The sequence below is a fragment of the Mucilaginibacter sp. RCC_168 genome (assembly GCF_041355315.1).
GTDB lineage: Bacteria > Bacteroidota > Bacteroidia > Sphingobacteriales > Sphingobacteriaceae > Mucilaginibacter.
Genome location: NZ_JBFUPN010000003.1, coordinates 180,742 through 193,051, shown reverse-complemented (window position 1 = coordinate 193,051; position 12,310 = coordinate 180,742). Strand labels below are relative to the sequence as shown.

Below are 12,310 nucleotides of genomic sequence, written 5' to 3'. Positions count from 1 at the left end.
CGGATGTTTCAATCTGGACCATGCGCTATATACGTTTTGGGTCAATTTCTGAGGGATTGAGATGAATAAATTCGAATAAAAATTAAAACAATGAATAAAGAAAATCCTTTGAAAATCCCGCAGCTGCTTTTAAGATTAGCGCTGGGCATCACTTTTTTAACACCCGTGTCCGATAGATTAGGTATTCTTGGGCCCAAGGGTACAGGTAATATTGAATGGGGAAACTGGCATAATTTCATTGACTACACGGCCAAGTTAATGCCCATTTTCGAACGGCCGGTGGTTAACATTATGGGAGGTATCGCGACTGTATCAGAATTAATCATCGGAATTTTACTGATTATTGGTTACCGGACAAGGAATGCTGCTGCCGGCGCTTGTCTGCTCACGCTGACTTTCATAGTTTTTATGGTGTTATCCATTGGCATACAAAAACCTATTAATTACGGTGTGTTTACCGCGACGGCTGCCGGCTCCCTTCTGGCGAGGATTCCAAGCTATGAATGGAGTGTCGACCGGTTATTGGCGAAGAATTGAGTTTGATAAAGTCCTTTTAGAACTAACCAAGTACCCGGAAGGGCTTGGTTAGCTCTGGCAACTGCTCATAAACACAGAACTACCTTAACATTAACATACCAGTTTATACCCAATACCCCTTAGGCTGATGATTTGAATATCAGGGCAATCAATTAACATCTTCCTGATATGCGACATAAAGACATCCATGCTTCGGTTATTGTAGAAATTGTCATCGCCCCATATTTTCATTAGCGCGTCCTGACGGCGAAGTACGTCATTCTTACGCTCAATCAGCATTTGCAAAAGGGAGCACTCTCTAAAAGACAGGGAATGTTCTGTGAGGTTCGTCACGAGTATTTGATTCTTGGTGTCCAACATGCAGGTTCCAAAAGGTAGCTTGTCGTCCACGTTTGCAGCAGGTCCGGATTTGCCGAACCTATGCAACAATCCTTCAATTCGGATGAGAAGTTCTTCCATACCAAATGGCTTTTTCAGGTAATCATTTCCACCCGATTTAAACCCTTTAACCACATCGGCCGGCAGCGTTTTAGCACTTAAAAAAATGATTGGCGAATTCGGATCACGGGCCCGTAATTCCGCCGCAATGATATAGCCATCCTTTCCCGGTAACATGATATCCAGGATAATAAGGTCAGGGGCGAAACTATCGAACGTTTTCATAACATTCAATCCATCGTCCACAACAGTAACCGCATATCCGCTTGATACCAGACCATCGCTAACAATATGAGCGAGGAAAGGCTCATCTTCTGCGTAAAGTATTTTAATCTTCATTTTGCTACCGGAAGTGTAATAATAAAGTTAGCGCCTTTACCAGGTGCGCTGATAACTTTTATGTCCCCACCGTGGCGTTTTAGGATTTGCCTGACATAATATAACCCTAAACCCGACCCCTTAACCTGATGAATTTCACCCTTCCCCGGTATTCTGAAAAAACGATCGAAGATAACCTCATGATACATCTCGTCTATACCCGGGCCGTTGTCTTTAATATTAATGACAACATGATCTTCGGCTTGTTTAACCGAAACCTTGATCAGCGTTGGCTTGATCCCATATTTGATCGCATTATCAATGAGGTTATATAAAATATTACTTAGATGAATTGGGTCGGCTAGTACAAAATATGGCTCATCGGTTTCTTCGATTTCGATTGAGGTGTCAAACTTTGCCATTTGCAGGTTCATTGCAGCAGCCACTTGTGCCAATCCTGCCTGCACTTCGTACAATTGCAGGTTTAGAGGTGTTTCCTGTGTTTCCTGCTGATTGATGTTCAGCACCTTCTCGACCATTAGGTTCAGCCGCTGTAATTCGAACCGTCCAATGTCAATGTAATTTTTGAGCTTTTCAGGATCGCTCGTCAGGCCATATTTGCCAATGGATTCCAGCGCAATGCTGACGGTTGCGATCGGCGTTTTAAACTCGTGGGTCATATTGTTGGAAAAATCGGCCTTGGCATTCGCATACAACTGCTGCTTGCGATGAAGATTTAAAATGTAATAAAAAGCCAGGCCAGTCAGCAAAACCATTAACACAGCTGATAGCACATGATAACGCATTTTGTACCAGACATCAGGATTAAGGGAAATTAGGATTAGCTCGTACTGATAGTGATGTTTGAAGTTATAAGAGTGCTTTGCGCTATAATACTCCGCATGAGTATGAGGTGGTAATGTGTTCACAATTTGGCTTCCTGCTACAAACGTGCTGATGCGGTAATAAGGTGTCGCATCAACCCCCATCACCTTCAAATGATGAGCGATAGATTTAAGCATGCGTGGCAGTGCGATGGTGTCTTTCTTCAGTACAGCTAACGGGGTCAAACCAAGTAATTCAGGTGCTACCTCTCGTCGAGACTTCGATGGCGTATCACTTACTTTAAAATCCATGTTCACGTGCGTAGAATGGCCTTCCAGATTGATGGTAAAATTGGCATCGAGCCCATAAATATTCATGTTATCATAAGCCATCCGGATTTGCTGCCATTGGGGCGATAAGAAAAACGATTTCATCTGACGTTCATTACCAATTGGTCTCAATGACGCCAAGGCAAGGTATAAATTGGTTTTAGCCTGCTCATTCACCATTTCATCTATCTGTTGAATTAGCTGCTGTTTTTGTGTCTGAAAAAGCTGGTATAACCATGCAGATTGCAGCGCGATCGATGCAATTAGTGCAAGAGTAATCAAAGGGTAGGTAAATGACGCTTTCAACCAATTCATATTCCAAAGGTCCTCATTTTCTGCTGCCCGGCAGGCATGCCGTGGTAAGATTTAACCGTATTTAACTCAACTTAACCCCTGTTTAGGTTCTGCCGGCATACGTTTGCAGCATAATTAAATTTATGAAACGAATCCTATTTATTTTGATAATTTTCTGGCCACTGCATTTGCTGGCGCAGCACAAACTGATTGGTACAATTGTCGACGCAGAGGCGAGACCACTCGACGCCGCAACAGTGTCACTTTTACATGATGGAAAAGTGATCAGTAAGCAGTTTGCACAGCTTGGAAAGTATACTTTTGATGTGGATAAGCAATTAAATTATCAATTATTGGTATCACTTGTCGGTTATAAATCTCAGACAGTCGAAATCCGGTATCCCTTTCCACCGGAAACAACGGTACTGGTGACCGAAAGGAAACAGCTGGCCGAGGTTATTATAGCTTATAAAAAACCTACAATTGAGCGGAAAGCCGACAAGGTGATTTTCAATGTGGAAAAAAGCTCTGTGGCGGCGGGAGGCACACTCCTTGAAGCGATAGCTAAATCGCCAGGCGTTCAGGTCACCTCCACGGGCGGGATATCTGCCTCCAATAAGGGCGTGACCGTTTATATGAATGATAAACCGGTCCGATTAAGTGGAGATGACTTGTCGACATATTTAGCAAGTATTCCGGCGGACCAGATCAGTAAAATCGAAATTATGTCGAATCCTTCCGCAAAATACGAAGCTCAGGGCGGAGCGGTAATAAACATTGTGTCCAAAAAAATAACAGGCGAAGGATTGAATGCGAATATAAACGGAAGTTATACGCAGGGACATGTGGCTTCGGGAAGAGCAGGTGGCTTATTGAATTACAGCAAGGGCAAATGGAATATTTTCGGAAACTACAGCTACTCAGACCGGAATCAGCACCGGGCGATAACCAACGACATTTTATATGAACAGCCAAGTAATAATTCTTACTGGAATATTGACAAGGTATTACTGCCAAAAACGAGAACGCACAATTATTCTTTTGGATTTGACTACAATCTCAGCCCAAACCAGGTGTTTGGGGTTTTGGTTACGGGAAATAATAACACGAACGCAAACAACAGTTTGGCGCTGACGACCGTAACCAATGGTCATAAAACTGACCCTGATTCGCTATTGAACACGATTAACCATAATACGGGGAATACCGATCAATACAGCTTCAACCTTAATTATAAAATAAAACTCAGTAGTCACCAGGCAAGTCTGAACGCAGACCTGGATTATGTGCCGTATCATACCTCCGGTTTACAGTCAGTCAACAATACTTCAATCAATTCTGCCGGAATTTTAACGTCTGCACCTTACCGTAGTCTTTCCCCATCCCATCAGGACATTGATATCTGGTCAGGTAAAGCAGATTACGAAATGCACTTCAATTCACGGTTCTCGCTTGAATCAGGTGTGAAATACAATTCAATCACCACACGTAATAAATTTGATTTTTTTGATACATCCTCTGGTGAGCGCGTTTTCGACGCTGGTAAAAGCGATTTTTTCAAATACATGGAGCAAACTGCGGCGGGTTATGGTGCTTTGACCGGGCATATTGGGAAGCTTGACATTAAAGCCGGTCTCAGGGCTGAACAAACTTATACAACAGGCATTTCTTACGCGGCTGATTCCATTAATAAAAATAGTTATCTACGCTTTTTCCCAAGCGCGTTTCTCTCATACCGATTTTCTGACGAAAATGTACTCGGCTTCAACTTCGCCCGACGAATTGACCGCCCGGGTTACTCGCAACTTAATCCGGCGAAAGTTTATGCCAGTCCTTATGCCTATTCAAGTGGCAATCCGTTTCTTTTATCCGCCACCTCAACGAACATGGAGCTGAATTATACTTTTAAATCACAATATACGGTAACTGCAAGTTATTACGGCGTTACCAACTTAACCAATCAGGTCACTGTTCAGGATAACTTGAATCAAACTTTCTTTACCACATGGCAGAACACAGGTAACATACGGGACATCGGAGTACAATTTATGACAACGACCAATCCTACAAGCTGGTGGGAAATTAATAATTACCTGGATGGTTATGCACGAAAACAAGACTTGAGATACCTGACCGGTCACATCGAAAATAGTTTCCATTTTTATCTCAAAACCGACAACGCACTGACTATTTCAAAAGATCACGGGTGGAAAGCGCAGGTAAGTGCGTGGTATTTGGGGCCTTTACAGCAAGGGACCTATCACTTCGGTAAGACATGGGATGTAAGCACTGGTATTAGCAAGTCATTATGGAATAACACAACTATCGTAAGGCTGGCGGCAAATGATTTGTTTTTCAGCAATCCGATTCATATAAAAGTAAACTATTTGAATCAGCATACAGCCTTCATTTATAAAAATGATTCCCGAAACGTGCTGTTAAGTTTCACTTACAAAATTGGTAAAAATGTCAACGAAGCACGTAAACGACAAACGGCATCCGAAGATGAGAAACAGCGTAATCATTAATTACTAATCTCCTTTTCACAGGAGTCTCAAACCAATTGCAGCTTATATCAGCAATACCGTTACTTTCCAGGAAATGGCAACGGCTTATCAGCATGATGAGTTAAGCTTCCTTTTTGTTACGTTCATTGATTATAGTATGTTGAACAACAACTATTAGTATCATTATGCTCAGGATTGGATAGAAACCAACGTTTTGCCAAATAGAGCCAACATTCAAATATTCGATGATCTTTATTTCCGGACCGGCCTTTGATATTTGAGTGTTAGTATAAAACAACAGTAACCATCTATCATAATTGATCAATGGAGCGCCAGTTGTAATAAGTCCAAAGCCTGAATGATCTCGGTTTTGTTTAACGATGCAAAACCAAGCCTGAGACCATTTGGTTTAAAAGATTCATTATGATAAAAAGTTCCATCAGCAATCTTTAAACCTTTGTTACCAGCAGTTTTGGATAGCTGCCGTACATCTATATTCGAATCGAATTCTGACCATACTGCAAGACCTCCTTCCGGAATTTTAAACGAAATCCGTTCTTTGAAATTAGACTGCAATATACTGCAAAACAAGTCCCTGCGTTCGATATATATTTTGAGGGATTTACGGAAATGCCTTTCCATTTCTCCGTTCTCGTAAAGCAAGGAGAAAGCCTCTTCCAACAGTGAATCTCCCTGTTTATCGATCATCTGTCTTAAAGAGCAGGCTGCGCCAACGAACTCTGGTTCGGCAATCAAATAACCTAAGCGCAATGCGGGCGCAAACGTTTTGCTGATCGATCCGATATAAATAACGTTATGACCATGGTCGATGCCTGCTAAAGGAACAAAGGGTTTGTGATTATAATGAAAATCAAAATCGTAGTCGTCTTCTATAATAGCGAAGCGGTATACCTTGGCCAACCTAAGAAGCTTTAGTCTTCGTTCCATACTCAGGGTTACAGTCGTCGGAAAGTGATGGTGAGGAATGACGTACACTGCTTTAATGGACTTTCGTTTCAACTCTTCCTCGAGTAAATCGACGTTCATGCCGTATGCGTCGACAGCAATTCTAAGCAATCGCGCACCTGCAAATTTGAAAGTTTCATCTGCATGCCGGTAGTTTAGATCCCCAACTGCGATCGTATCATACTTGGTAATCAACAATTGCGCTGACAGGTATATACCCATCTGGCTTCCTTTCGTGATCAGTATATTTTCCGGTTTAACCTTAAGACCCCGCGTTTCCGAAAGATAGCGGCAAAGAGCGGCGCGGAGGCGGTCAGAACCTTGTGGATAGCCATACCTCAGAAAACTTTTTCCGATCAGCTTTTTAGATATACTCCGATATTCACGCATCAAAAGATCCACTGGGGTCAACCTTACGTCCGGGAATCCCTCATCTATGGCCAATAGCTGATTACGGATATTTTGTCTTACTATTATTCCTTCAAATGGATTATTCCAGGCGAACGAAATTCCTGGAACATCAGCCGCACTTTCCAGGTCTAAGATCTTCTTTTTTGAAAGTACTGGTAATTTTGATTGTACAAATATGCCTTTACGCGGAATCGATTCCGCCCAACCCTGTGACACCAATTCGTCATAGGCCATTTTAGCAGTGTTACGGTTCAGTCCAAGTAACTTAGATATGATCCTGGTACTGGGTAATGAATCTGCCGGTTGATGGGTTCCATTGGTAATCAGGTCAATAAAACTGTTGCATAATTGGATATATACCGCAACACCCGATTTCCTGTTGATTTGGATAAGCGATTTATAAGGCAACATTTTCCATTTGACGTTTCAGTGGTTTCTTCTCCTACTGTCAGGTCAGATAGTTAAGTTACAGGACGGACGGCAGGATAATTTTATACCAAGGTATTCCTTTTCTGTAGGTAATTAGCGGCCCAGTTACGAAACGTTGCATGGCCCAGATAAACATGTCTGCCATTAAGATATAAATGGCTTTGTTAATAAATCGCCTTCATGATGTGGCTTTGCCTTGTCCACAAGTGTACCAGCGAGATCAGTAAAGAGTACACGCTCCCATTACATGCCTTTGTCCTAAATTTATTCCGACCAGGGCGAATGCAAAATTAGATCGCAATAATCCTTTTTTTCAAACCCGGGAATCATACAGGCACAAATGTCCGAATTGATGCTTCCATAAGTGGTGTGCGGTTTATGTTTAAACCCATCAAAAAAAGTAATTATCATGTTTTTCTTTAGTTCATTTCGCGGAAATTGTTTAACAATTTCTTCGCGGTCGGTAACTGATAAATGATCATAGCCTTTGCCTATAACATCCAGAGCTGCCCCGTAGTTGAGTAACGCGACTTCGGGCTCTTTGTATTCTGCAATACCAGGCGACGTGTGCAATGCGATAGTGTCCCAGACCAGTTGGAGCGAATGTGGTGAAACACCATAACCAGTCAGGAAATCGCGGGCGGCATTTGCACCGTCAACTTCAAATCGCTTATCATCGCTGCGGTAGTGCGCCGTTAAGCCCAGGTCATGAAACATGGTACTTACATACAAGAGTTCCGGATCGTAACGAAGTTTGTTTTGCTTACCGTTAAGCGCAGCGAAAAGAAAGACCCGTAAGGTGTGGTTGTACAAAAGCTCGCTGCCATGTTCGCGCAATAATTCGGTTGCCTGACTGGCCATCGCGCTGTCGGGGATTTTGATACCCGCTATCGTTTTACCTGAAATTGCCATTTTCATTGATTTTTGGTTAAACTAATTTTTTAATAAGCTGCTGTCTTTGTCGAAATACCTATACGGTTCAGGAAATTCATGTGACAGATGCAGACGATGATATCGGCTATCTCTTTTTTTGTAAAATGCGCCAACAGCTTTTCATAAGCTTCGTCTGAAACCCCATGGTTGAAAATATAGGTTACTTCCTCAACTACTTCCAGAACGATCCGCTCGATATCAGTAAACAAGGGGCTTTCCTGCCAGGCGGATAAAGCGAACAGGCGGCGGGACGTCTCTCCATGCTTTAAAGCATCTTCAGTGTGGTAGTCGATGCAAAAGGCGCATTTGTTGATCTGCGAAACCCTGACCTTGATGAGGTCTATCAGGCTTTTAGGTATAGTTGATTCATAAAGGCGTTTGTCCATTCCGGAGAGCAGATCCCAGTAGAGGGGCTCTTCCTTCCATACATCGAGTCGATGTGCGATTACTTTTTTCATGATTTTCTATTTTAATATTGTATGCCTGGTTATTCGCTCCAGGGTGAATGCAGGATGCAATCACAAAAGTTTTTACGATGAAAGTTCGGGATCATAAAGGCGCATACATCTGCTTTAATGTTGCCGAATGTTGTTTCAGTTTTATGTTCGAAACCGCCAAAGAAAGTCGGGATTATATTTTTCTTGAAATCATTGCGAGGAAATGCCTGGATGATCTCTTCCCGGTCCTTGGCGCTTAGATTTTCATAGCCCTCTCCCATCACGTCAAGACCCACACCTGAATACATCAAGGCTACTTCGTTTTCTTTATGTTCGGCGACACCTATAGTGGTATGCAGTGCGATGGTGTCCCAAACCAACTGTAAGGACTCCTTAGGCAATCCGTGGCTTTTCAGGAAATCGCGTGCGGCGTTGGCACCATCTACCTCAAAACGAAGGTCGGGGCTGCTGTAATGTTTAGTTAAGCCCAGGTCATGAAATACGGAGGCGACATAAAGTAGTTCGGCATCATATTCCAGGCTGTTTCGTTTTCCATTAAGTGAAGAAAAAAGAAAAACCCTTAAAGAGTGATTATAAATGAATTCGGTTCCGTGCTCTAATAAAAGTTCGGTCGCCTGGGTGGCGATGGCGCTATCCGGAATGATGATCCCAGCTAAAGATTTTATTGTGTTGACTGACATTTCTTATTTGTTTGTACAAAAGTAGCCCAGTCAAAGCGAGCCTAAAATGTCAAAATCAGTCCATCACATGTCAATAATTACTATGCCGGTATCACACGCCCATATTTAAAAAAAGTGTGCGGTAATCCTGCGGGGATAATTGAGCATTCTTCTTAAAAAAATGGCTGAATTGATCAGGGGTAGAAAAATGGAGCTGATACGCTATTTCTTTAACAGGTGCGGAGGAAAACTGCAGCGATCGTTTGGCTTCAGCGATCAACTGTCCATTAATGAGGTCCTTGGCACCCCTTCCGCAGCACCTTTTCGTAAGCTCTGTCAGCGTGCGAGCGGATATGCCCAACAGGCTCGCATATTCCGCCACTTCATGGGTGTCGTGATAATGCAGACTAATTAGTTCTAAAAACTTTCGATACGTCTTGTTCTCAAAACTATCGAAGCCTTTGGCCAGCGCCGTATGTATATTAGCCATTTTGATCATAATGATCTTCAGATAGGCGGCCATCGCATCCAGCTTGTTGCTATACTCTTCTTTCGAAAATTCTCTGTATAACTGCTGAAATAAAAAAACTAACTCCCCGTGATCCTCGTCGCCCAAAGGCAGGTTTTGATTAGCAGCGGCGTTATTGAATAATACGGCCTTACAATTACTGGCACTTGGAGGAGTTTTCTCCCAAAAGCAGTCACCAAAGCTGAGATCATAACCTTTAAACCCTGATTTGGGCTGGAAGCTTAATATTTGTCCTTTAGCGATCAAAAACAGCCCATGGGAATTCATCGAAAAAGTACGGTCATCGATCTTTATCTCACCATGACCAACTTCGACCAAAAGTACCCGGTTGTAGGTAAGCCGGTAAGCTGCTGATTGATCATAACTCTGGCTTTCACAATATTTAATAGAAAATGAATCTTTCAATTCCTTTTCGGCTATAGCACTTAAGACAGGGAGCATATCTGATGATGATTTAAAATTAAATCTCTTTAAATATAGAGATACGATGGCGAATTTGGGCGAAAGTAAGTTATTTCCGACAGCAGATTTTGTTGCTGCTTGCCTGTAATTGACCAAGTAATAGACCCCACCTATTTGTATATTAAAGATTTGCCTTTTCTATGAACAGGTACATTAAACAAATAATCCAAAGGAATGTTATCTTATTATGGAAAATTACGCCATTGAGATAGTCAAAGACAAGGAAGTGCATCAGTTTGAAGTGGGCGAATATGCCCATCATCATGATGACAAGTGTAAGTATAGGGTATTTGAAAATGGTGAATACGTAGCGAGTTTTGAACCGGATGACCATGATTTCCTTCATATTTGCCAAAATCCCGGCAATATAGACGAAGAGGTTCTACACCTTTTAGCCGATAAAATTGAGGCCCATCATCCACACGGTGTTAATGACAACATAAGAAAATTAAAGTTATGAGAAGTATCTGGACAGGCTCCATTGGCTTTGGCTTGGTAAGCATCCCCATTAAGTTATTTTCAGCGGTACAAGAGACCCGCCTGGACCTCGATATGCTGGATAGCCGCGATCATGCTCATATTAAGTTTCAGCGGGTAAATGAGAATACGAAAAAGGAAGTGCCTTACGACAAAATTGTAAAAGGCTATAAGTACGACGATGATTATGTCATCATTGAAGATGCCGATTTTGAAGCAGCCGCACCTGAAAAAAGCAAAGTTATTGAAATAGAAAATTTCGTTGATATCGAATCAGTCAACCCGATGTATTACGAAAGCTCATACTATACCCAGCCTGCCACTAAAAAGAACAAAGCGTATGCCTTATTGCTTGAAGCTTTAAAGAAATCTGGAAAGGCGGGGTTGGCGCGTTTCGTCTTGCGCAGTACCGAAAGCTTGTGTATCGTCCATCCTGTTGATAAGGATATTGTGGTTACCCGTATTCGTTTTGCGCAACAAATTCGCGACCAGGGTGATCTCGAACTGGATGATGATGTTAAGGTCAGCGATAAGGAACTTAAGATGGGCTTGGCCCTCATCGATCAGTATTCAGAACCGTTAGATCTGTCGAAATATAAGGATGAATACCATACACAGTTAATGAGTATTATCGAGCAAAAGGCGAAAGGCAAAAGGCCAACAATCAAGAAACTCAAACCAAAGAAAGAAGCAAGCAGCGATTTATACGATCAGTTGATGAGCAGCTTAAACATAAAGAAGGGTGCTTAACAAGTTCGCTATAGTTTATGGCGACGAACTGATTTATTGTAAAGCAATAATGAAGGATGACCACTACGAGGTCCTTTTTAATGGCAGACGGGTTGCAGCTATTGCGTATAACGATTACTGGAACTGGATGCTGGCATGGGGCGTTATTTTGCCGGAGGAAATTATTGCTGAAATCGGCTCAAAAATAGAAAGCCACTATCTATAAAAATACATTATGCCTGAAATACCGGACCTTAACATTTTCTGTACCAACCTGGCCAAGAAACTTATTGGACAAACGCTGGACAGTATCCAAATCCTTGTGCCGCGCCGGATCAAGCAACCTGAACAGGAATTTAAAGCGGCCTTGGAAGGACACGCGCTGGTAAAAATCGAACGAATCGGTAAGCAATTATACTTTACGTTTCAGAACGGGCATGTGCTGGGCTTGCACCTCATGCTTTACGGAAGCATGCATTGGTTCGAGGGCGAAAACGAAAACAAGTTCACCATTGCCACCCTACATTTTGCGAATGGCACAGGTTTGGCGATTACCGACTGGCAGAAATCAGTAATGCTGCATCTTGATCCGGAAATTGTGCAGGTGCCTGACGCCCTGGCACTGCCGGAGGGCTATTTGGAAACTGCATTGACAAAGGCGAATAAACCTATTAAAACGGTATTGACTGAAGGCAAAGTGGTACAAGGCATTGGTAACGCTTATGTAGATGAAATCCTATACGCCGCAAAACTTTCTCCATTCTCCATCAGTTCAAAGATACCCGAGCAAAAGATCAAGCTGCTCATAAAGGCGATACCTCAAGTACTGAAGGAAGCAGAAGCTCATATTCGAAAGCATTTTCCCGACACTATCACCGAAAAGGAAAGGGATTTTTTGAAGGTGCACCTGCCCAAGCACAAAGTGAACCCACAGGGTGAAAGTATCCTGGTCGCCGAAATCGCTAAACGCAAGACTTATTATACCCAGGCGCAAGAATTATTTGAGTAA

The 12,310-nt window shown here is 42.5% G+C and carries 13 protein-coding genes; 6 read left to right on the top strand and 7 right to left on the bottom strand.

Annotated features, from left to right (window positions below):
- Positions 1 to 90 precede the first annotated feature (90 nt).
- Complete coding sequence (locus AB6735_RS03585; protein WP_370994461.1) at positions 91 to 537, top strand: DoxX family membrane protein; 447 nt, start codon at positions 91 to 93, stop codon at positions 535 to 537.
- A gap of 90 nt (positions 538 to 627) precedes the next feature.
- Here the strand turns inward: AB6735_RS03585 and AB6735_RS03580 are convergent, their stop codons facing one another.
- Positions 628 to 1,314 carry a response regulator transcription factor gene (locus tag AB6735_RS03580; RefSeq protein ID WP_370994460.1) on the bottom strand — a complete coding sequence of 229 codons (687 nt, stop codon included), beginning with the start codon at positions 1,312 to 1,314 and terminating at the stop codon, positions 628 to 630.
- Entirely contained in the window at positions 1,311 to 2,762 is a 1,452-nt protein-coding gene (locus tag AB6735_RS03575) for a sensor histidine kinase (protein WP_370994459.1), read from the bottom strand. Before AB6735_RS03575 ends, AB6735_RS03580 begins: the two co-directional genes overlap by 4 nt.
- A gap of 122 nt (positions 2,763 to 2,884) precedes the next feature.
- Between AB6735_RS03575 and AB6735_RS03570 the strand changes: the two genes are divergently transcribed.
- The gene (locus AB6735_RS03570) at positions 2,885 to 5,269 is read left to right on the top strand and encodes a TonB-dependent receptor domain-containing protein (RefSeq protein ID WP_370994458.1); all 2,385 of its coding nucleotides are present in this window, start codon (positions 2,885 to 2,887) and stop codon (positions 5,267 to 5,269) included.
- 300 nt (positions 5,270 to 5,569) lie between these two features.
- Here AB6735_RS03570 and AB6735_RS03565 read toward each other — a convergent pair whose 3' ends face one another.
- The 5 genes from AB6735_RS03565 to AB6735_RS03545 form a co-directional block, all read right to left on the bottom strand.
- Complete coding sequence (locus AB6735_RS03565; protein ID WP_370994457.1) at positions 5,570 to 7,036, bottom strand: PLP-dependent aminotransferase family protein; 1,467 nt, start codon at positions 7,034 to 7,036, stop codon at positions 5,570 to 5,572.
- A 282-nt stretch (positions 7,037 to 7,318) separates the two neighbouring features.
- Positions 7,319 to 7,966, bottom strand: a complete 648-nt coding sequence (locus tag AB6735_RS03560) for an HD domain-containing protein (RefSeq protein WP_370994456.1) — start codon at positions 7,964 to 7,966, stop codon at positions 7,319 to 7,321.
- A 29-nt stretch (positions 7,967 to 7,995) separates the two neighbouring features.
- Positions 7,996 to 8,445 carry a carboxymuconolactone decarboxylase family protein gene (locus AB6735_RS03555; RefSeq protein WP_370994455.1) on the bottom strand — a complete coding sequence of 150 codons (450 nt, stop codon included), beginning with the start codon at positions 8,443 to 8,445 and terminating at the stop codon, positions 7,996 to 7,998.
- Between the two features lie 29 nt (positions 8,446 to 8,474).
- On the bottom strand, positions 8,475 to 9,125 hold the full coding sequence (locus tag AB6735_RS03550; protein ID WP_370994454.1) for an HD domain-containing protein: 651 nt from the start codon (positions 9,123 to 9,125) through the stop codon (positions 8,475 to 8,477).
- A 91-nt stretch (positions 9,126 to 9,216) separates the two neighbouring features.
- Entirely contained in the window at positions 9,217 to 10,074 is an 858-nt protein-coding gene (locus AB6735_RS03545; protein WP_370994453.1) for a helix-turn-helix domain-containing protein, read from the bottom strand.
- 208 nt (positions 10,075 to 10,282) lie between these two features.
- Here AB6735_RS03545 and AB6735_RS03540 point away from each other — a divergent pair, with 208 nt between their 5' ends.
- From AB6735_RS03540 to AB6735_RS03525, 4 genes are read left to right on the top strand one after another with little or no spacing between them, the layout of a single operon-like run.
- Positions 10,283 to 10,555, top strand: coding sequence for a hypothetical protein (locus AB6735_RS03540; RefSeq protein ID WP_370994452.1), 273 nt, complete (start codon positions 10,283 to 10,285; stop codon positions 10,553 to 10,555).
- Positions 10,552 to 11,322 carry a Ku protein gene (locus tag AB6735_RS03535; protein ID WP_370994451.1) on the top strand — a complete coding sequence of 257 codons (771 nt, stop codon included), beginning with the start codon at positions 10,552 to 10,554 and terminating at the stop codon, positions 11,320 to 11,322. Before AB6735_RS03540 ends, AB6735_RS03535 begins: the two co-directional genes overlap by 4 nt.
- Positions 11,315 to 11,527 (top strand): hypothetical protein, encoded by a 213-nt coding sequence (locus tag AB6735_RS03530; RefSeq protein WP_370994450.1) that lies wholly within the window; start codon positions 11,315 to 11,317, stop codon positions 11,525 to 11,527. Before AB6735_RS03535 ends, AB6735_RS03530 begins: the two co-directional genes overlap by 8 nt.
- Before the next feature lie 9 nt (positions 11,528 to 11,536).
- Positions 11,537 to 12,310, top strand: coding sequence for a DNA-formamidopyrimidine glycosylase family protein (locus AB6735_RS03525; RefSeq protein WP_370994449.1), 774 nt, complete (start codon positions 11,537 to 11,539; stop codon positions 12,308 to 12,310).

Bases quoted from the DNA above. Each gene is read 5' to 3' on its own strand.
- AB6735_RS03545 (WP_370994453.1), bottom strand. From the start codon at position 10,074: ATGCTCCCTGTCTTAAGTGCTATAGCCGAAAAGGAATTGAAAGATTCA.
- AB6735_RS03525 (WP_370994449.1), top strand. From the start codon at position 11,537: ATGCCTGAAATACCGGACCTTAACATTTTCTGTACCAACCTGGCCAAG.
- AB6735_RS03580 (WP_370994460.1), bottom strand. From the start codon at position 1,314: ATGAAGATTAAAATACTTTACGCAGAAGATGAGCCTTTCCTCGCTCAT.
- AB6735_RS03555 (WP_370994455.1), bottom strand. From the start codon at position 8,445: ATGAAAAAAGTAATCGCACATCGACTCGATGTATGGAAGGAAGAGCCC.
- AB6735_RS03585 (WP_370994461.1), top strand. From the start codon at position 91: ATGAATAAAGAAAATCCTTTGAAAATCCCGCAGCTGCTTTTAAGATTA.
- AB6735_RS03550 (WP_370994454.1), bottom strand. From the start codon at position 9,125: ATGTCAGTCAACACAATAAAATCTTTAGCTGGGATCATCATTCCGGAT.
- AB6735_RS03565 (WP_370994457.1), bottom strand. From the start codon at position 7,036: ATGTTGCCTTATAAATCGCTTATCCAAATCAACAGGAAATCGGGTGTT.
- AB6735_RS03570 (WP_370994458.1), top strand. From the start codon at position 2,885: ATGAAACGAATCCTATTTATTTTGATAATTTTCTGGCCACTGCATTTG.
- AB6735_RS03560 (WP_370994456.1), bottom strand. From the start codon at position 7,966: ATGGCAATTTCAGGTAAAACGATAGCGGGTATCAAAATCCCCGACAGC.
- AB6735_RS03535 (WP_370994451.1), top strand. From the start codon at position 10,552: ATGAGAAGTATCTGGACAGGCTCCATTGGCTTTGGCTTGGTAAGCATC.
- AB6735_RS03575 (WP_370994459.1), bottom strand. From the start codon at position 2,762: ATGAATTGGTTGAAAGCGTCATTTACCTACCCTTTGATTACTCTTGCA.
- AB6735_RS03540 (WP_370994452.1), top strand. From the start codon at position 10,283: ATGGAAAATTACGCCATTGAGATAGTCAAAGACAAGGAAGTGCATCAG.